Origin of the sequence: Pseudogemmobacter sp. W21_MBD1_M6, assembly GCF_052119585.1 — a bacterium.
Lineage (GTDB): Bacteria > Pseudomonadota > Alphaproteobacteria > Rhodobacterales > Rhodobacteraceae > JBGQOJ01.
On sequence record NZ_JBGQOJ010000022.1, the window covers coordinates 1 to 19,837 of the forward strand.

16 protein-coding genes, 2 pseudogenes and 1 CRISPR repeat array are annotated in these 19,837 nt (G+C 58.3%); of the genes and pseudogenes, 10 read left to right on the plus strand and 8 right to left on the minus strand.

Annotation, left to right across the window (positions count from 1 at the left end; translation table 11 throughout):
* Positions 1 to 38: 38 nt before the first annotated feature.
* Positions 39 to 263 (minus strand): Arm DNA-binding domain-containing protein, encoded by a 225-nt coding sequence (locus ACEN2R_RS16690; protein WP_442043818.1) that lies wholly within the window; start codon positions 261 to 263, stop codon positions 39 to 41.
* Positions 264 to 466: 203 nt separating this feature from the next.
* Between ACEN2R_RS16690 and ACEN2R_RS16695 the strand changes: the two genes are divergently transcribed.
* Entirely contained in the window at positions 467 to 655 is a 189-nt protein-coding gene (locus tag ACEN2R_RS16695) for a hypothetical protein (RefSeq protein WP_442043819.1), read from the plus strand.
* Between the two features lie 35 nt (positions 656 to 690).
* On the opposite strand, the gene ACEN2R_RS16700 is transcribed toward ACEN2R_RS16695, so the two are convergent.
* The 6 genes and pseudogenes from ACEN2R_RS16700 to ACEN2R_RS16725 form a co-directional block, all read right to left on the minus strand.
* Entirely contained in the window at positions 691 to 2,331 is a 1,641-nt protein-coding gene (locus tag ACEN2R_RS16700; RefSeq protein ID WP_442043820.1) for a recombinase family protein, read from the minus strand.
* Positions 2,328 to 3,371, minus strand: a complete 1,044-nt coding sequence (locus ACEN2R_RS16705) for a tyrosine-type recombinase/integrase (protein ID WP_442043821.1) — start codon at positions 3,369 to 3,371, stop codon at positions 2,328 to 2,330. Before ACEN2R_RS16705 ends, ACEN2R_RS16700 begins: the two co-directional genes overlap by 4 nt.
* The gene (locus ACEN2R_RS16710) at positions 3,368 to 5,071 is read right to left on the minus strand and encodes a tyrosine-type recombinase/integrase (protein WP_442043822.1); all 1,704 of its coding nucleotides are present in this window, start codon (positions 5,069 to 5,071) and stop codon (positions 3,368 to 3,370) included. Before ACEN2R_RS16710 ends, ACEN2R_RS16705 begins: the two co-directional genes overlap by 4 nt.
* A gap of 165 nt (positions 5,072 to 5,236) precedes the next feature.
* Positions 5,237 to 5,446 (minus strand): helix-turn-helix domain-containing protein, encoded by a 210-nt coding sequence (locus tag ACEN2R_RS16715; RefSeq protein ID WP_442043823.1) that lies wholly within the window; start codon positions 5,444 to 5,446, stop codon positions 5,237 to 5,239.
* Between the two features lie 195 nt (positions 5,447 to 5,641).
* Positions 5,642 to 6,352 (minus strand): hypothetical protein, encoded by a 711-nt coding sequence (locus ACEN2R_RS16720; RefSeq protein ID WP_442043824.1) that lies wholly within the window; start codon positions 6,350 to 6,352, stop codon positions 5,642 to 5,644.
* A gap of 166 nt (positions 6,353 to 6,518) precedes the next feature.
* Positions 6,519 to 6,722 (minus strand): annotated as a pseudogene (locus tag ACEN2R_RS16725) (IS3 family transposase); the annotation flags it as partial.
* A gap of 682 nt (positions 6,723 to 7,404) precedes the next feature.
* Between ACEN2R_RS16725 and cas3 the strand changes: the two are divergent.
* The 9 genes and pseudogenes from cas3 to ACEN2R_RS16770 form a co-directional block, all read left to right on the plus strand.
* Positions 7,405 to 9,621 (plus strand): CRISPR-associated helicase Cas3', encoded by a 2,217-nt coding sequence (cas3, locus tag ACEN2R_RS16730; protein ID WP_442043825.1) that lies wholly within the window; start codon positions 7,405 to 7,407, stop codon positions 9,619 to 9,621.
* A 102-nt stretch (positions 9,622 to 9,723) separates the two neighbouring features.
* Positions 9,724 to 10,407 carry a type I-C CRISPR-associated protein Cas5c gene (gene cas5c / locus ACEN2R_RS16735; protein ID WP_442043826.1) on the plus strand — a complete coding sequence of 228 codons (684 nt, stop codon included), beginning with the start codon at positions 9,724 to 9,726 and terminating at the stop codon, positions 10,405 to 10,407.
* On the plus strand, positions 10,404 to 12,242 hold the full coding sequence (gene cas8c / locus ACEN2R_RS16740) for a type I-C CRISPR-associated protein Cas8c/Csd1 (RefSeq protein WP_442043827.1): 1,839 nt from the start codon (positions 10,404 to 10,406) through the stop codon (positions 12,240 to 12,242). The genes cas5c and cas8c overlap by 4 nt, the downstream gene beginning before the upstream one ends.
* Positions 12,239 to 13,141, plus strand: a complete 903-nt coding sequence (gene cas7c / locus ACEN2R_RS16745; RefSeq protein ID WP_442043828.1) for a type I-C CRISPR-associated protein Cas7/Csd2 — start codon at positions 12,239 to 12,241, stop codon at positions 13,139 to 13,141. The genes cas8c and cas7c overlap by 4 nt, the downstream gene beginning before the upstream one ends.
* Entirely contained in the window at positions 13,128 to 13,760 is a 633-nt protein-coding gene (cas4, locus tag ACEN2R_RS16750; RefSeq protein WP_442043829.1) for a CRISPR-associated protein Cas4, read from the plus strand. Before cas7c ends, cas4 begins: the two co-directional genes overlap by 14 nt.
* A complete protein-coding gene (cas1c, locus tag ACEN2R_RS16755; protein WP_442043830.1) occupies positions 13,757 to 14,785 on the plus strand; it encodes a type I-C CRISPR-associated endonuclease Cas1c in 1,029 nt (342 codons plus the stop codon). Before cas4 ends, cas1c begins: the two co-directional genes overlap by 4 nt.
* Positions 14,786 to 14,789: 4 nt before the next feature.
* On the plus strand, positions 14,790 to 15,080 hold the full coding sequence (gene cas2, locus ACEN2R_RS16760; protein ID WP_442043831.1) for a CRISPR-associated endonuclease Cas2: 291 nt from the start codon (positions 14,790 to 14,792) through the stop codon (positions 15,078 to 15,080).
* Positions 15,081 to 15,248: 168 nt separating this feature from the next.
* Positions 15,249 to 16,795: a CRISPR direct-repeat array (repeat unit 32 nt; unit sequence GTCGCCCCCATCACGGGGGCGTGGATCGAAAC).
* Between the two features lie 169 nt (positions 16,796 to 16,964).
* Positions 16,965 to 18,212 carry an IS256 family transposase gene (locus ACEN2R_RS16765; protein WP_442043832.1) on the plus strand — a complete coding sequence of 416 codons (1,248 nt, stop codon included), beginning with the start codon at positions 16,965 to 16,967 and terminating at the stop codon, positions 18,210 to 18,212.
* A 33-nt stretch (positions 18,213 to 18,245) separates the two neighbouring features.
* Positions 18,246 to 18,502: pseudogene (locus ACEN2R_RS16770) on the plus strand (Mu transposase domain-containing protein); the annotation flags it as partial.
* Here the strand turns inward: ACEN2R_RS16770 and ACEN2R_RS16775 are convergent.
* The gene (locus ACEN2R_RS16775; protein ID WP_442043868.1) at positions 18,459 to 19,205 is read right to left on the minus strand and encodes a hypothetical protein; all 747 of its coding nucleotides are present in this window, start codon (positions 19,203 to 19,205) and stop codon (positions 18,459 to 18,461) included. The pseudogene ACEN2R_RS16770 and the gene ACEN2R_RS16775 overlap by 44 nt on opposite strands.
* Positions 19,206 to 19,837: the final 632 nt, after the last annotated feature.

The window sequence follows — 19,837 nt, forward strand, 5'->3', positions numbered from 1 at the left end:
ACCATGGGTTCGTTCTCCTGCGCCCTCAAGTGTAAACTTTAGCCAGTCAATTGTCTCACGCTTATTGGCACAGAGGGGGGGCCAATCCGGTAGCGGCGTTGACGTCCATTGAACCGGTAGTCGAATGTGAAAGAGCGACTGCCCGAACGATAGATGCGAATGGCAAAGCCGGTGACCTCCGTGTCGAAAATCAAGTAATCACGCCCTTGAACAGGCTCTGCTTCTCGGATAATTTTTCCGTTCAGTTTCAATGTGTTGCTCATGTGCATGCCTCCTTTGAATTTATCATGAGGCGTAGATTCGCGCCTCTATCAAGTTCAAACACGCCCAGCGCACCGGAATTCAGGAATTAACCGGAAATAAACGCCACTCCTTATTCCGGATGCACGGATATCATCGACTGGAGGCAGCGCGGCCGGTCGAAACATGTCCCCGCAGCGAGTGATTTTAGGGGCCGCGGCTGGGCTTGACCGGCGACGTTCGCGCCCGCACCGTGGCGATCATCCCGATTATGATCGCAGCGTTTTACGTCAGCACCACGTCAGCCAACGCATCACAAAGTTCAGCCGTCTGGCGCGGTCTCAACGCAATGAATGTGACTGAAGATCAAGAGGTGGAACCCTGTAAGATCAAAGGCTTTCCGCTAAGCGGTTGATAAATAAAGAATCAATAAAAACAATAGCTTATGGCTCATAACCTGAAGGTCGTCAGTTCAAATCTGACTCCCGCAACCACTTTGACCGAACCACTATTAATAAGGGCCTCGGCCCCGGGTTGGGCCAGCCCTACGAGGGCTGTAATCGCCCCGTCCAGATCAATCTGCACGCCCCTTTCCGTCTCGTGGATTGTCACGGACTGGATCAAACCGCGAATTGTCTCCAAAGCAGCGGTCCGGATCTCCGGATCGGCCAGCGTCCGGGACAACTCCTCCACTTTCCGACGATAAATCTCGCTCAGTTGCGGATGCAGCCGCACCGGTGACGGTGCAGGCGCTGCCAGTTTTGCATCAACCTCAGCCAGCTGTGCTTCCATGTCTTCCAGTCTGGTCTTCAAGCCTGCCGTGCGCAGCCCATCGGCGATGGCGTCGTAGAGCCCGTCGAGTCGGCGCGTGATATGAGTGCGTTCGGATGTTAGCCGGGCGCGGGTTGCGCTTTCTTCGGCACGCTCGGCATTCATCTCGCGGCTGACAGATGCCACGAAGGCGGCCACCGCCTCGGGACGCATCAACCGATTCCGCAGCAGGTTCAGCACCACACCTTCTAGCTCGTCACGCTTGAAGGAGCGTTTCTGCGTGCAGGTGGCCTGTTTGCGTGCGGCGGAGCAGGCAAGATAATCCTTACCGACAGCGGCAAAGCCACCGCCACAGCAGCCACAGCGCAGCAGACCAGTCAGCAGATGGGTCGCCCGTTTTTTTTCCCAGAACCGTGTCGCTCTGAGCGCTTGTACGCGCGGTGTTGCATCAATCTCGCCTTGACGATGTTTGACACGAGCCCAAAGCGCGTCGTCCACGATCCGCATTTCCGGCACGTCGGTGATGATCAACTGCTCATGCGGATTGAGCCGTGAAACCCTACGTCCTGTTTCCGGGTCCTTGATGTACCGCAGCCGGTTCCATACCAGCCGGCCGATGTAGAGTTCATTATTCAGCAGGCCGGTGCCCCGGATACGGTGGCCGCGAATGGCCGTGTCGCGCCACGGTTTGCCACTGGGGCCGGGGATTTCCTCGCCGTTCAGCTTTCTTGCGATGGCTTTGGGTGACAGGCCCTCGCTGAACTCTACGAAAATCCTGCGGATCAGGGCTGCCTCCGGTTCGTTTATCGTGCGCTCGCCGGTGACGGGCATGCCGTCTGGTCCAAGACGGCGCACGACATCATAGCCGTAACTGTTGCCGCCGCCCGAGCGTCCGGCCTCGACACGCCCGCGCATTCCCCGATGGGTTTTGGCAGCGAGGTCTTTCAGAAACAGCTGGTTCATCGTGCCTTTGAGGCCGACGTGCAACTCGCTGACCTCGCCTTCTGACAGGGTGACGATCTTTACCCCGTAAAAACTCAGCCGCTTGAACAGTGTCGCCACATCCGCCTGATCGCGGCTGAGCCGGTCAAGGGCCTCGGCCACGATGATGTCGAAACAGCCGCGGCTAGCGGCGTCCATCAGGCGTTGTACGCCAGGCCGCTGCATGCTGGCACCGGAGACTGCCTTATCGGAAAATACCTCTGTCACGGTCCAGCCTTCGCGGGTGACGCGTTCACGACAGATGCGCAACTGGTCCTCGATGGATGCCTCGCTTTGCATCTGTGAAGAAAACCGCGCGTAAATGGCTACTCTGGTCATGATCGACCTTCCTTGAGACGTTTGATCAGCATTTGATAATCCCGCCCTGCATCGATTGTTTGAGCGTGGATGTAATGACGTTCGGCTGTCCTGAATCCTGAGTGTGCCAGAACGGGGCGGATCAGTCGCGCACTTTCTGGCGACATGCGAGCAAGCGTTGTCGCGGCTGCATCGCGGAAGAAATGCGGGGGCACGCGTTTGCCAGTCAGCTTGAGGGTCAGGCCGCCGATGCGGCTTCCAATGTAATCTTGCCCGATAATCTCCCCTTTTTTACCGACCCAGAGAATGTCATGGTTCTGATCCCCGCGGGACAGAAGAGCAGGACGCGTCTCTTCTATGTAACGGCGCAGGATAGGTTCTACCTGGTGTGGGACCGCAGCTTCCCAAGGCACGCCCGTTTTGGTCATGTCCTCAGACAGAGAGAGGAGGATCTCGCTCTCGGAGACGTGGAGGGACTGACCAAGGGTGAGCTCGCAAAACGAACGACGCCGGATCGGCAGCAAAGCCAGCAGGGCGATCATTATGCCGTCCCGCTGGCAGATCATCCGCTTGAGCGGAGATGGGGCAGCATCGGCATTTGCGGTGGCCTGAGTCAGCCCGGCTTTGAGCAGCACTTCGCTCGACAGTATCCGCCCCTGTTTCCGAGCTGGATCGCCACGACCAGCAGCACGCTTCAATCCAGCGAGCAATCGCTGGGGCATCGTCCAATCTTGATCTGGATCAGTGGCCCGCAAAACGCGCAGAACCCCGTCTACAAACAACAGGCGCGACATTGGCGCTGTATGTGCAAGCGCGTCCAGCCAGCGCTGAAGCCGGGCTAGGGTGGCGCGCTCTGCAGGCGGTGTGAAAAGCGCATCGGGGTCGGTGGTCTCAAGCCACTTCATCCAGCGCGCATAGCAGGCCTCAAGCGTTTTGGACGAGGTCTGACGCAAATGCGCCAGCGCACCGGGATCGTCAAACGGGCCTGCTTTCTTGTGCAGCGCGTCCCACATCATGCGGTCTGCTACAGGCCAAGCGGCGCGGGGTAGAACGAGGCTCATTTGCGTCGTCCTTTCTTTGCTTCCATCAGATCAGCAAATGCGCGGGTCGCAGACTTCACTTCGAGGCCAGAATACAGGTTGATCGTATGGCTGACGTCCGAATGACCAAGCAGGCGGCGCGCGACCTCATAACCGCCGGGATTGGCATCGAGCCAGTTCATCACGGCAGTGTGGCGGAACAAGTGAGAATTGACCTCAAGGCCGGTTACTTTGGACACGCGTCGTCTTATCCGTGCTGAAAGCTGACCGGGCACCATCGGGCCTGTTCCGTCGCGCCGTGGGAACAGCCAAGGCGTTCCAGCAGCACACATATGCGGGCAGCGCGTCGCGAGGTGGCGATCCATCATGCGGAGCACGTCTTTGGGCAGTTCGAACTCGAGGGGACGTTCATTCTTGAGATCGTCTTCTGTCAGCACCAGATAGGCGCGGCCATCTCCGGGGCGCTGGATGTGACGTTCCAGATGAATACCGGCCAGATTTTTGATGCGGACGGGGCAAACCAGAAGAATGGCGATTGCTACCGCGTCCTCGCGCGCCAGTGCCTTGGTATAGTCGTTTGCCTTGCCTGTGGGCGGACGGTTGAACACCCGTTCAGGCAACTCCAGCAAACGCAGCATAGCCTTGTCATTTTGCAAGACGCGCAGGCGGTCACGGTTCCTGCGGGTCATTCCCTTCTGCGGCGTTACGGCGACACGTGCCGCAAGCTTGGCGAGCTGCTTTTGAATCTCTTCAGGCTGACCCGTTATGCGGCTCAGGTTGCGCAGCAGCGCCGCCACTTCGCTGATCATCTTCACAGTCTTGTTCTCAGTGCGCGACAGCATCTGACGCAGGCCGCGTTCGACGACCGCAGGGGGCAGCAGTGCCGCGATACTGTCGACCTCCTCGATCGGCATGCCCGCATGCACGAGTTCTGAGGCAAAGCGGATGATCTGGCGGCGATACTGGAAAAGTGTTGCCGGACGCAGCACCTTTACCCGTCCGTTCTCCGCCAGCGGGTCCGGATGCGATAGCTGAAACATCAGCTGTTCGAGATCCGCCAGAAACTCCATGGGAAACATTGTATCGGGCAGCTTGATGATCTTCTGGCGATTTTCCAGCGGCAGGCGGGTCTCAGGCCAGTCGGGCAGTCGGCGTGCTGCCAGATTCCAGCCATTGATTGCGGCGCGATAGGCTCCATCTGGCGATTTGCTGATCTCGGTGCGGATCAGCGCCTCACGATATGCCAGAGCCTCTTCGGCGCGAACCTGATGCGGCGCGACTGCCTGGTTGTTCAGGAAGTGCACGAAGCGGCACAGAGACGCCAGCAAGGTCCTGTCCTTGGTGGCCAGTACGCTGGCCCAGAGATGCTGCCATTCAGGCGACAGATCTGTGATGCGGTTGAAGCGGCGCCCGACGATCCCGACATGGACCATCGCCGAGCGGGCATCGCTGACCGCGTTCTGCCAGGCCTTGGTCGTGAGCCCGAGAGCGGCCGGGGCGATCCGCGCCAGACGCGGCTGCAACCAGCGGCCATGGCAGGGCACATCCTGTGGCGCGCGGCCGATGGCTTTGGCAACGCGGCGCAACCCGGAGATCATGTCGCGGATCCGCGTGGGCTTCAGGCTCTGGTCTGCCTCAAGCGTCAGGATCAGGTCCGTGAACATCGGCGTGCCTTTTGGCACGAAAGCCATATCGATATCGAACTTGGCGGAATAGCTCATCGGGAAATCTCCTTTGGGACAGGCGTGGTCTCGGGTGGACAGGGCAGGACAGGGCGTCCGATTCGGGAAAACACTAGCACGTAAAGTCAGAAACTAATGGTGGAGACCTCTTCCCGAATGCCCCGTAAAGCGTTGACATATATGGACATTAATGGACGCGGCGCCCTACCAGCTGGATGCCGCGCGATAGGCCGCGTGCGCGGCCGGATCGATGCGCAATAGACGCCCGCCGGGCCCCACCCGGATGGCCTCCAGCAGGCCCGCCGCAATCGCGCGGCGAACCGTCTTCTCGGAACAGCTATCCAGTTCCGCCACATCCTTCACAGTCAGAAGGGTGCGCGGTTTGTCAGTCTTCTTGGTGGATATGTGTGGCATGGGGCGTCTCCTCGACGTCAGGAGCATCCGCCGCCAATTCCCGTGCCACCTGCCGTGCAAACAAATCGACCAACCGCATCACAGCAGTGTCGATCTGCGCTTCAGCAGGGCCAGGGAGATGGGAAGAGGCGGGGGCGCGTGTCATGCCATGACCATGACCGGAGGCGATCACCGCGTCTAAGTGTGCCGATAGGTTTAATCGTCAGTGATCGATACACTGGACCTATAGCGCTGGTTGCTGTGCCATACTTTGATTTCTGACCAGATGGTCTCGCCGTTAACACTGGCTGTGGGGTTGGTAAGGCAGCGCACGATTGCGTTGGTAAAATTTACTAACGGTCCAGTGCGTTCTGAACTCGACCCGATGGTAGAGATTGACACGTTGCGGCCTGCCGCGTCCCATGCGTCGAAGATCGAACCAAGAACTGCACTGCGACGATCATCCCGTTCACGACGCATGTCCTTGTAACCTGAAAAATATACTTTGTGTTTTGTCGCACTTTGAGTCAGCGACTTATTTATCAGTTGAACCTTAGACAGGGCATCATGAAGTTCTGACTTGTAAAATTCGTTTGGATTGTTCACGCCCGTCGCTGTTCCGGGAAATTCTACCTGTATCTTGGAGTATAGAGTTGCAGCTCGCTTTAACCGCATCTCAGCATGCCGTAATTCTTTAATCAACTTCTCAAGCTCAGCAGGACCCTTCGCCAGTCCTTTTATGACTTCTAGAACGCCACGAACTACAAATCGTTTTGAAAGCGGATAGGCGAGTCTCTGAGAAAGGGTCCGGATGTCAGATTCTGAAAGGTCAAAATCCTCGGCTAGCTTCTGCATCTGCTTTTCATTGAGGGGACCTTGCTCAGACTCTGGTCTGATTATCCAACTCAGTGGTTGCCTTTTTGCCATGAGGTCTTTCCTTTTACAGCTGAAACCGTGCTGGCAGATGCCACCGGTCGACTGTCCGGGCAAGAGCGGCGGCTTTCAAGAGGTAAAAGGACACTCCGCAACATAGCCCTCTCGTGTTCCGGATGCAGTGTTTGTTAACGAGTTGTCCGACGATTTCATGCGGCGTCTCTGGTTTCAGGGGTACGGATTTCGTTTCGGGGTTGAGCCAGACGGGTCCAACGGGCAGCCAGTTGCGTGTCTTGCCTGACCAGCGTTCCGGGTTTTGCGCACGTTCATTTGCATAGAGCATGGTGCGGTTTGCCAGCGTTGCGCGATCAAAGCCAGCATGGTGCGCATTTGGTGTGACTAAGCGGATGGCGCTGTGCAGGTGGCAAACACCAAACTTCCCTCGATTTTCCGCTATCCCAGTGTATTGATAACCAATCAAAAAGTAGATCGCTACACTTAGCATTGCCGGTCAAGAACTGGAAAATCAGGAATTGAGATGGGACCCCGCGTCCCTTCTTCCTGGCGCCAAATTTATGCTCGTTGCTTTCCCAACGCCCGGTTCGTCCAACAAGGCAGCGACCACGGTCCATCCGTCAACCGGCCACCAATGACGGGAATATGATCCGGGGACTACCCCACCCCGCGCCGATGCGGCCCCTTCTGGCCCGGTGCAGAAACACGACTACGGAACCCACCGGCCGGTGAAATCGATGCCAAGGCGCGATGTGACGGATCGGGGACTGCTGCGGCCACAATGGCCAAGGTGGGGCAGGTGTGAAGCCTGCGGGGAAGCGGCTGGCCACCGTCAAAAGGCATCGTGTGGATACGGATCTGAAAGTGAAGGGCCTTCTCCTGTATAGCGGGGGGAAGGAGCGGGGGCCGGATATTGTCTAGTTTACAGTAACTGAGGCAATCACAAAAAGATATTCGCACATTCGCCTTTAACGTGCATAGTTTCATTAGCTGCTTGAGCCAATGACGACGATAGGCAAAAATGCCAAATGGATTGGTCGGTGTATGCGCTTCCCGAGGGATATTAAGAAGCTAAGGTGAGGATGGTATTAATGGGACCTGCGCATGCGACTATTTACGCTCATAGCGTTGAAGGGCGACCTGTCTTAGAATGGGAAACGCTTGAAGAGCACGCACATGCTGTTGCAGCACGCGCAGCGCTGTTCGCCACGCCGTTTGGCGGGACGCAGGCTGCAAACTTGCTCGGATTGGTCCATGATCTGGGCAAAATGAAACCCCGGTTTCAGGCGAAGCTCATGGGTGTGCAGAATGGCGAACCGCATAGCGCTGAGGGTGCGCAGCTATTGCAGCGACGCTTTGGTCCGTTGCTGGCCGCTTGCGTGGCGGGGCATCATTCCGGCCTGCCAGATATTGCAGAGATGATCCAACGGTTGGCCGTGGTACCAGATCCGGTGCTGCCGGATTGGTTGCTCCTGCCTGATACGCTGGTGCCCTTCGGGCCTCTAACTGGAGCGCCGGCCCATTTCACGGTCCAGTTTGCAATCCGCATGTTGTTCTCCTGCCTTGTCGATGCCGATGAGGTCGAAACGGCCGCCTTTTATGACAGAATTGAAGGGCGCGCGGTCAGTCGTGTGCCTGCGGTCATCACGCAGGGCCATCAGCGTTCCTTTAACGCTCATATCGCGGGGTTTTCGGAGGCAGCAGGGCCTGTTAACCAATTGCGTGCTGAAATCCTGTCTTATGCTCGCGCACAGGCAGCACAGGTCCCCGGCCTGTTCACTCTGACTGTGCCGACGGGAGGCGGCAAGACGCTAACCTCGCTGGGTTTTGCGCTGGATCATGCTTTACTGTACGGGATGGACCGGGTGATCCATGTAATCCCTTACACCTCAATCGTAGAACAGACGGCGGATGTCTTCTCTGCCGTGCTGGGGTCTGATGAGGTGGTCGAACATCACTCTACCTTTGACTGGGACGGCGTGGACGATGACGAGGACCTGCGCCGTCTGCGCCGTGTCACCCGTAACTGGGATGCGCCGGTTATAGTCACCACCGCGGTACAATTTTTTGAAAGCCTCTTCGCCGCGCGTAAGAAGCGCTGTGCGAAATTGCATAATCTAGCTCGCGCCGTGATCGTGATTGACGAGGCGCAGACGATGCCGCGCAAGCTGTTGCGCCCGTGTCTGGCTGCGATCACCGAACTCGCATGTCATTATGGTGCGACGGTGGTTCTGTCTACTGCCACGCAACCTGTGCTGACAAAGGAGGCGGGACTAAATGTGCCCGAGTCGCTGAAGAATGTCCGCGAACTAGCCCCTGATCCAAAGCGCCTCTATGCAGCGCTGCGCCGCACCAGGGTTGAAAACGTAGGCCCACTGGATGATGACGCTTTGGTTGCACGCATCGCCGCCGCGCCGCAGGTGCTGGCGATTGTGAATAACCGTCGCCATGCTCGGGTATTGTTTGATCAGGTCAGATATCTTCCGGGGGCCTGCCATTTGAGCACTATGATGACGTCGCAGCACCGCCGCCATGTGCTGGCCGAGGTTCGCGCGCGTTTGCACGACATGCTACCTGTGCGACTGATTTCGACCTCGCTGGTCGAGGCGGGAGTTGATGTGGATTTCCCGCTGGTGCTGCGTGCAGCAGCAGGCATCGATTCCATCGCGCAGGCTGCTGGGCGCTGTAACCGCGAAGGTCGGTTGGACAGCTTGGGTGAAGTGATTGTATTTACTCCAACATCCGAAGGTGCCTCCCCTCCCGAAGAAGTGCGGCAGATGGCACAGATCGGTACGGAAATACTGGCGGCGCATAAAGATGACCCGTTGGCCGAAGCTGCTGTCGCGGATTATTTCCGTGCGTTGTTTTGGCGCCAAGGCCATGAGGCGTTGGATGCAGCACAGGTTGATCTGCAAGATGCCACAAAGACTGGGATTATGAAAGAAATCTCGGAATCTGGTGATCAGTGTCATTTTCGTTTCGCCAAGATCGCTCATGCTTTTCGTATGATAGACGATGCGCAGGCCCCAGTTATTGTACGTGGTGGGCGCTGGGGAATCTCTGATGATCTGTTGCGCGATCTTACCCACGCTACCGGCACTGGCGGAATTGCACGTGCGCTGCAGCCATTTGTTGTCAGCCTACCGCATCACATCCGCCGCGCGCTAGAAACCAGCCGCGCTGCTAGTCTTTGGCGCGAAGATCTGTTCGGGCGTGAGTTTCTGTTACTGGACAGTCAGGACATATACGATGACAACGCCGGGATGCGTATGGATCGATTTGAAGAACTTGGGTTCATGAAAGGTTAGGCGCATCTATTAGGGCAACGCCAAAAACATTTTTCAATAGCGGGCGCATATTCTTATTGCGTTATTGTCGATGTGGCTTAGCGTAAATGCAACTTTAAAGTGATGTTAGGCCAGCTCATTTCTTACGGTATCAAATTACATGTCTGGGGCGACTACGCCTGTTTTACCCGCCCGGAAATGAAGGTGGAAAGGGTGTCTTATGATGTCATGACTCCTTCCGCTGCGCGTGGTGTTTTGGAGGCGATTCACTGGAAACCTGCCGTCATTTGGGTGATTGATCGGATCCATGTCCTAAAGCCAGTCCGCTTTGAAAACATCCGTCGTAACGAGGTCGGGGCCAAAGTATCCGACCGCAATGCCCGCGCCGCGCAACGCAACGGTGATTTGTCCACCCTTGGTATGGACGTCACTGCCGAACGCCAGCAACGCGCCATGCTCGCCCTGCGGGATGTTTCTTACGGGATCGAGGCGCATTTCGAGATGACGGCAAAAGCCGGACCCGGCGACAACCCGGCCAAACATCGCGATATGTTTCTGCGCCGCGCCGCAAAGGGTCAATGCTTTCACCGTCCCTGCCTGGGGATGCGTGAATTTGCGGCTGATTTCGAGGCGGTGGAGGACTTCCCCGAAACCACCCTGTCGCCGGAGGCCCGCACCCGCGATCTGGGCTGGATGCTCTATGACATCAATTATGACAATGACCGCAGTTCAGCGTTTTTCCATGCCACGATGGAAAACGGGGTCATTGATGTCGCCAATGCGGTGCGCAAGGGGTTGGCCACATGACGATTTTGGCCGAACTTGCTGCGCTCTATGATCGGATGCCCGACCTGCCGCGCCCCGGCTATTCGCGCGAGGCGATCGGGGGTGAGGTTGTTCTGGCCCCGGATGGGTCGGTGGTGGAAATGAATGTACTCGCGGCACCCGATGAAAAGGGCAAGCTGCGGCCAAGGCGCATGGATGTTCCAGCGGCAGCAAAACGAGCGTCAGGGATTCTTCCCAACCTGTTTTGGGACAAATCGGCCTATGTGCTGGGGGTTGTGGCTGCGACGGGTGCCGATGGTAAACCGCTGTCGGATGATCTGGGCAATCCTGTGCCGGGGCAGGGGAAGCGTACGGCACAGGAACACGCCGCCTTCAGTGCCGAGCACATCGAACTGTTGTTAGGGGCCGATGCGCCCGCGCTTGTTGCGCTGTGCCGGTTCCTTGAGGGTTGGACGTGGGAAGAATTTGCCGCGCGGTTCTATGACACGGGTCTGTTGGACGCCAATCTGGTGTTTCGGATGGCGGGCGATAGCCGCTTTATCCATCAGGTGCCCGAGGCCGCAGCCCTGCTCGGGCGCGCCGATGGGGAGGGTCCGATCTGTCTTGTGACGGGAGAACCTGCGCCTGTTGCCCGGCTGCATCCGTCGATCAAAGGCGTGATGGGCGCGCAGAGTTCCGGGGCTTCACTCGTGTCATTCAATGACCTTGCCTATGAATCCCATGGCAAGAAACAGGGCGAGAACGCGCCGGTGTCCGAGGCCGCGACCTTTGCTTATGGTACAGCGCTCAATGCGCTTTTGACGCGCGGATCGGGGCAGAGTCTGCGGATCGGTGATGCGACGGTCGTGTTCTGGGTGGAAGCAGGCACGCCGAAAGCAACTATTGCTGCGACATCGCTATTCAGCGCCGCACTCGCCCCGGATTCGGAAGATGCCAATACCGCCCGCAACAAACTGGCCGGGGAACTGACCGCCATCGCGCAGGGCCGCTGGGCCGAAGCGCCGGATTACGATCCTGAAACCAAAGTCTTTGTGCTGGGCCTCGCCCCAAATGCTGCGCGCCTGTCGGTGCGTTTCTGGCATCCGGGGCGGTTGCAGGATTTTGCTGCCCGCATAGCCACTTTCTGGGACGAGCTTCAGATCATCCCTTCGCCTTGGGTCGGGCGCGACGGAACAGAACGCCCGCCCGCCGCATGGCGATTGCTTTATGAAGTTGCGGCACTCAGCGAGGCCAAGAATATCCCGCCGCTGTTGGGCGGTGCGCTGATGCGTGCGGTGCTGACGGGAGCGGATTACCCCCGAATGCTGCTGTCTGGAGTGATTGGCCGGTTGCGGGTCGAAGGAACGCCGCCTGACCGCTTTTCCGACGGTCGCCGCGCCGCGATCATCCGTGCCATTCTGACACGCAATACCAAAGAGGAGGTGCCCATGGCGCTGGACGAGACTTCAAAAGACCCCGCCTATGTATTGGGCCGCCTGTTCGGCACTTTCACCTATGCCGAACGCAGCTATGCCGACCGAGGGGCGACGATCCGCGATAAGTACATGGGCGGTGCTTCGGCCACCCCAGCACGGATTTTTCCGGTGCTGATGAAGGGCTATGAACACAACCGAGCGGGCCTAGCCAAGGCGGGTGGACAAAAGGTTGGTGCGGGGATCAAGGCGGAAAAAGCCGTGGCGGCCATTCTGGCGTTGCTGCCTGGTGGCGGCGAACTGCCAGCATCGCTGCCATTGGAAGACCAAGGGCGGTTCTTTGTCGGATTCTACCATCAGCTTTCTGCATTTTATGCCAAAGCCGAGGATGCCGTTGATGAAGCGCTTATTGATAATGAAGATACAGAAGGGGCGAACACATGACTGCCGTGACCAATCGCTATGATTTCGTTCTTTTCTTCGATGTCGAGAATGGCAACCCGAACGGCGATCCAGATGCAGGGAACCTGCCGCGCATGGACCCTGAAACCTCGCAGGGGTTGGTCACGGATGTTTCGTTAAAACGCAAATTGCGAAACTATGTCGCCGAGGCGAAAGGCGACACACCCGGCCATGCCATCTATATGCAGGATGGCGCGGTGCTGAACCGCCAGCACGCCTTGGCATATGACGCCGCCGGGCTGAAGTCCGAATCCAAGAAAAAGCCCAAAAAGGTTGAGGATGCCGAGGCGATCACCGCATGGATGTGCGCGAATTTTTGGGACATCCGCACCTTTGGTGCCGTCATGACCACCGAGGTAAATGCTGGTCAGGTGCGAGGCCCGGTGCAACTGACCTTTGCCCGCTCGGTGGAGCCAATCATGCCGTTGGAGGTTTCAATCACCCGATCCTCTGTGACCAACGAAAAGGACGTCGAAAAAGAACGCACCATGGGCCGCAAACATCTGGTGCCTTACGGTCTTTACCGCGCGCATGGCTTTATCAACGCCAATCTGGCCGGGCGCACTGGATTTTCCGAAGATGATCTGGGGCTGCTTTGGGATGGGTTCCGTGACATGTTTGAACATGACCGTTCCGCAGCACGCGGCATGATGGCTGCACGTCGGCTGATCGCGTTCCGTCATGATAGCGCCTTAGGTAATGCGCAGGCCCATAAGCTGTTTGACCGCGTCACCGTGCAGCGTGCCCATAAAGGCGACACCCTGCCGATCGGCGATGATCGCACCCATAACTGGCCGGTGGCCCGTGCTTTCACTGATTATGCGATTCGGCTGGATGAAACGGACCTGCCCGAGGGGATAACGATCGTTGACCCTTTCTGAAGCGGACGAGTCGCTTCCCTTGTCGGCCTTGCAACATTGGTTGTTCTGCCCCCGGCAGTGCGCCCTGATTCATATCGAGCGTGTCTGGGCAGAAAACCAGTTTACCGCCGAAGGCCGCGTGTTGCATGAACGCGCCGATGCAGGCCAACCCGAAAGCCGTGATGGCATCCGCATCCTGCGGGCCGTGCAGATCGCCTCATTGCGCCACAGTCTGCACGGTGTCGCCGATGTGGTGGAACTGCGGGGCGGGGTGCCTTATCCAGTCGAATACAAACGCGGCCGCCCAAAGACGCATCGCGCAGATGAGGTGCAGCTTTGCGCTCAAGCGCTCTGTCTGGAGGAAATGACTGGGCATGCTGTGCCCGAAGGCGCGCTGTACTACGGCACCGCCCGGCGGCGCAAGATCATCCACCTCGACGCCAGCTTGCGTGCCCTTACGTTGGACATCGCGGAGGAGATCCGCACCGGCATCACCACTGGCAGCTTGCCATCGCCAGTGTTCGAGGCCCGGCGCTGTGGCGCCTGTTCTATGCAGGAGCTTTGCCGTCCTGCTGCCCGGCGCAATCTGGGGCAGAGGTGGATGATGGACCATATTGACCGGGCAGGGGTGCCGGAATGAAAAAGCTGCTCAACACGCTCTATGTCACCAGCGAAGGTGCGTATCTGCGTAAGGATGGCGAAACCATCGCGGTTGATATCGAAGGCGTGTCCCGCGCCCGCGCACCGGCGCATCTGCTGGGGCAGATTATCTGTTTCGGTCAGGTGGCTGTCTCGCCCGCCTTGATGGGCTTCGCCGCCGAGGTGGGGATCACCATTTCCTTTCTGGCATATTCCGGCAAATTGCTTGCCCGTGTCGAGGGGCCGCAAACCGGCAATGTCCTGCTGCGCCGCGCCCAGCATGAGGCGACGAAAGCCGATGTCGCTCTACCAGTGGCCCGCGCCATCGTTGCAGCCAAGATCGCCAACCAGCGCGCCGTGCTACGCCGGCATCTGCGCGATTATCCTGATGCGCCCGGAGTGGCGCAGGTAAATGTCAGCCAGTTGCGGCTGTCTGATGCCGCGCGCCATGCGCTGACGGCCCCTGATCTGGACATTTTGCGGGGGCAGGAAGGCGAGGCAGCACATGCCTATTGGACTGCATTTTCGGCGATGATCCGCAATCCTGACCCGGTTTTCGTTTTTACTGGGCGCAACCGTCGCCCGCCGCGCGATGCGGTGAATGCCGTGTTATCATTCCTCTATGTATTAACCGCATTGGATGCGCGCGCGGCCTGCGAAAGCCACGGCCTAGATCCGCAGATGGGGTTTTTGCACCGTGACCGGCCGGGGCGCATGTCGCTCGCGCTGGATCTGATGGAAGAGTTGCGCGCCCCACTGGCCGACCGCGTGTGTCTTAGCCTGATCAACCGCCGTCAGCTTGCCCCGTCAGACTTCCGCTCTGAGCCGACCGGGGCGGTTTTGCTGAATGATGCTGGTCGCGAAACCGTTTTGAAAGCGTATCAGGAACGTAAGCGCGCGGAATTGCGTCATGCTTGGCTGGACGAGCGGATCGCATTGGGACTTGTCCCACAGGTGCAGGCGCAATTGCTGGCGAGACACCTACGCGGTGATATCGACATTTATCCCGCATGGATCTGGGGGTGAGATCATGATGGTTCTAGTGACCTATGATGTCCGGACCGACAGCAAGGAGGGTAAAAGGCGGTTGCGCCGCGTGGCCCGTGCATGTGAGGATTGGGGGCAACGGGTTCAGTTTTCCGTCTTTGAATGCGATCTTGACCCCGCACAATGGACTGCACTGCGTGCCCGGTTGATCGGAATTATCAACCCTGAGACCGACTCGCTCCGATTCTATATGCTTGGAGCTGAATGGCGCAGACGGGTCGAACATATCGGCGCAAAGCCTGCAACTGACATGGATGGACTTCTGATATTTTGATTTGCGAACCTGTAGCACACGTTGTTGCGCTGGCATGTTCGCAACCCAAGTTATATTGGGGTTTTGAGGCCATTGAACGATGCAAAGCGTAAGTTTTGGCGCAGTGGACTGAAGGTTCGCAATAAGGCAGTGGTTTTAGAAGCTATTTCAAATTGTTAATAAGAGAGAGTCGCCCCCATCACGGGGGCGTGGATCGAAACCCTGCCGCACGACGCCGTGCACCAGCGCCAAATGTCGCCCCCATCACGGGGGCGTGGATCGAAACAGCGCCTCGCCGAGAGAGACGTGCGGTCAACGTCGTCGCCCCCATCACGGGGGCGTGGATCGAAACCTGTATCCCTTGAATTGAAAGTTCCCGATTATACGTCGCCCCCATCACGGGGGCGTGGATCGAAACCGCCTTCATACATCTCGACGAAGGCAGGCTTGAGGTCGCCCCCATCACGGGGGCGTGGATCGAAACTTGAAGTACCGATCAATCGTTGCGTACCGCATCTGTCGCCCCCATCACGGGGGCGTGGATCGAAACGCCGTAGGAGCCTTGTAATGGAACATAGCCATCCGTCGCCCCCATCACGGGGGCGTGGATCGAAACACGGATCGCGTGGCGACATGAACGCAGCCCTCGGTCGCCCCCATCACGGGGGCGTGGATCGAAACCCGTTTGCGTATTTGATATGACCAGCCTTGCGGGGGTCGCCCCCATCACGGGGGCGTGGATCGAAACAATGACTTAGGCGTTAAATTTGCCCCAGACATAGGTCGCCCCCATCACGGGGGCGTGGATCGAAACTATCCCGATGCCGTTGCGGCCTAGGCGTTGGCAGGTCGCCCCCATCACGGGGGCGTGGATCGAAACAATCGCACCCGTCCACACAAGCAGGTTGCCAGCAGTCGCCCCCATCACGGGGGCGTGGATCGAAACGCCAAAGTCGAGCAGATCATGTCTATCTCGCTCGTCGCCCCCATCACGGGGGCGTGGATCGAAACTTATGCTCGCAAGATGGGCATTCCTTGCTTGTCCGTCGCCCCCATCACGGGGGCGTGGATCGAAACCAATTTGCAGCGGCGCTTGGGATGAACCCGAACGTCGCCCCCATCACGGGGGCGTGGATCGAAACTCGTAATAGGGGCTTAGAAGCGCGGCGATGCGCCGTCGCCCCCATCACGGGGGCGTGGATCGAAACGAGTGTGAAGCCGTATGGCGTCCCAGATGCGGGTGTCGCCCCCATCACGGGGGCGTGGATCGAAACGCTATCCCATGCGCCTGCGCAGTGTGCGGCCTGCCGTCGCCCCCATCACGGGGGCGTGGATCGAAACATTGGATCACGCAGAACAGTTTGTGATACGCCGGGTCGCCCCCATCACGGGGGCGTGGATCGAAACTGTGAGCCTGTAGCCTGTGCCGCCCAGATTTGTGTCGCCCCCATCACGGGGGCGTGGATCGAAACACGAGAGGCGCACCCGTGGCCCGCTCTGCCCGTGGTCGCCCCCATCACGGGGGCGTGGATCGAAACTTGAATTGCTCCGCCGTCACACCGACAAGCGGCCGTCGCCCCCATCACGGGGGCGTGGATCGAAACCAGCGTCTCCCGCTCGATTGTGGCGATGCGGACCGTCGCCCCCATCACGGGGGCGTGGATCGAAACGCAATAGCGGCACCCATAACGGGCTGAAAACCCGGTCGCCCCCATCACGGGGGCGTGGATCGAAACGAACATTTAGCCCGTCATTGTGACGAGCGTAGGCAGGTCAACATGCGCATCCTTGCGATGGCAAACGAGCTATGAGTGAATCTGGTGTCCGGGCGGTTTGCATGACGGCGGTGCATCTGGTTGGTTTGTTGTTGCGACACAAGCCATCAACTACAGGAGCACCACCGCCATGGACGACTCTACCATCATCGAATTTGCGGGTCGAGACGCCATCACAGATCCGCTGACCGAACTTCTGGGCAAGGGGGCGCGGGACTTGCTGCAGGCCGCTGTTGAAGCCGAGAGGGATGCCTTTCTCGCCGAGTTTGCAGCACGCCGGACGGCGGATGGCCGGGCGGCAGTGGTGCGCAGCGGGTATCACCCGGAAAGGGCCGTGCAGACCGGGATCGGGCCGGTCACGGTGAAAGTCCCGAAGGTCCGGGCCAAGGACGGCAAACCGGTGACGTTCCGCTCGGCGCTGGTGCCGCCCTATGTCCGCAAGGCCAAATGCATCGAAGCCGCACTGCCCTGGCTGTATCTGAAAGGCATTTCCACCGGCGAGATGGACACTGCGCTGAAGGTCCTCCTTGGCCCTGACGCCACGGGCTTCTCAGCCAAGACAATTTCGCGTTTGAAAGGCCAATGGGCGGCGGAATATGACGACTGGCGCAAGACGGATCTGGGCAAAGATGAATGGGTCTACATCTGGGCAGACGGCATCTACAGCGGCCTGCGTGGCACGGATGACCGGCTCTGCGTGCTCGTGGTCATCGGGGTCAACGCACGGGGCGAAAAGCATTTTCTGGCCATTGAGGACGGCGTTCGTGAAAGCACCCAGAGCTGGCGCGAAGTCCTGCTGGGCCTCAAATCCCGTGGGCTCAACACCCCAAAATTGGCTATCGGCGACGGTGCCATGGGGTTCTGGGCGGCATTGGAAGAGGTCTTCCCAACCACCCGCCAACAGCGCTGCTGGATGCATAAAACCGGCAATGTGCTCAATTACTTGCCCAAGCGCACCCAGCCCAAGGCCAAGAAAATGCTGCACGACATTTGGCAGGCCGAGACCCGCAAGGACGCCCACAAGGCGTTTGATCTGTTCATCGACACCTTCGAGGCGAAATACCCCAAGGCCATCGAATGCCTGATCAAAGATCGCGACGAGTTGCTCACCTTCTTCGATTTCCCAGGTCAACACTGGCAGAGCATCCGGACGTCAAATCCAATCGAAAGCGCCTTCGCTACGATCCGTCATCGCACCAAACGAACCAAAGGCTGCCTCAGCCGCGATGGCATGCTTCACATGATGTTCAAGCTCGGACAATGCGCCGAAAACAGCTGGCGCAAACTGCGCGGCTTCGCTCACCTCGCCGACGTCATCCAGGGCGTCGACTTCGTCAACGGCATCAAGCCATCAAACACAGACCAAGCCGCCGCATGAAAACCGCTTGGGCACCAGAATTGACAGTAGCTCATGGCAAACCACTACGTGTTCGAGCCCGAGTTCTGCAATCCAGCTGCTGGCTGGAACAGGGATGTGTCGCGTTATGGGGCGAGATCCCGCATGCTACGCAGCTTGGCAGCGTTTCTGACGTCTGGGCCGCAGAACAAGCCGCGCTGATGTCATTGCCCCCCGCCTTCGATCGCTTTGTCGAACTGCGCAAGCGAGTGTCGCCCACTTGCCTGATCAGCTTTGAACGCAACCGCTATAGCGTTCCGGCGTCATTTGCGAAGCCTCGGAGACCGCCGCAGGATAAGCACGCACAAAGCAGGCATCGCTGTAGGGCAGATCCAGTGCAAAGAAATATGCCTTCAGCATCGAGTTTGAGCGCATAGGGCCGAGGATCTCTCGCAAGCCCGAAGCGTAGGTCTCGTCAGCAAGAAGGCGGTGAGAGACTAGAAAGCAAGAGCCAGAAGCCCATGGATTGGTGCCAAAGCCACGCCTGCGACGAATCTGAGCCAAGTAATTTCGGTCCAGAATGGTGGCCGCTATCCCGAACTTCTGACCAAGTTCTTCATGCCATTGCATAATCATTGAAGGTGGGCATGCGATCACCACAAAGTTAACTCGGCCGCGAAGCAGCATTTCTCGCAGCACAAGCCCAGCTTCGATTGTTTTGCCCAAGCCAACGTCATCGGCAATCAGCATGTTGACCCTTGGAAGGTCTAACGCTTTTTGAAGCGGCGCGAGCTGGTAAGGATCAAGTCGTATTCCCGCGCGAAATGGTGCCTGGAATAGTCCTTTGTCCGCAACCGAAGTCGAATTCCAATCGACGGTCTTTAGCCACGCGGAAAACGTAGCTGCGGTGTCGGTTCCCGCCGAGCCTATTGCACCCCAAAGTGAATCGGTCGCAGAATGTGCTGCAATCTCTGCATCCCAGATTACTGTCGCTTCTTCGCCTTGGGCATCGTCTTCAATGCAGGAAAGCTGCAAAACGTTCAGATCTTTCGCAAGGAGATTGGCACCTTGAGACAGTCATTTTCGCCCCCTGAGCTCGACAAACTCACCAAACTCAATGTGGTCGAGGGTTTCTTCGCTCAAATTTCAACTCCAAAGCATTAGGCTGTTGTGTACGGTCCAGGCCGCTGATCAACGAGGCCACTGTTTCAAAACAAAATTGCAGTATGCTGGGCCAGATGCAATGGGAACGTCCGTACAAATCAGGGTTGAATGGCGGGTGATGCCGAATAGGGGTGCGATTGCTTCCATGGATGCAACTTCGGCATCGCCGTCGTCACCTCGACCTCCCGCACCCAATCCAACGCCTGCCACCAATCCTCATAACCACGCCGGGCGGCTTCGATCTGCTGTGGGCCCGGGGAAAATGTCACCGGACAGGCACGGACATCGACTGTCCGCGATTTGCCCCGAACCAGTATCTTCTCGGTGCCTACAACGACGCTGACGGAGCGATCACCATGCCGGTTGCGCTTTATGTCAACCGGTACGCAAAGCGCTGCGACCTTGTCCAAAGTGCCATTCCGATAGACCTGTTTTGCTTTTGGTTGAGGACTGCTCTCCCCACACGCGCAGATTGCATCGGGCTTCGATTCGGGCAAGAGGGG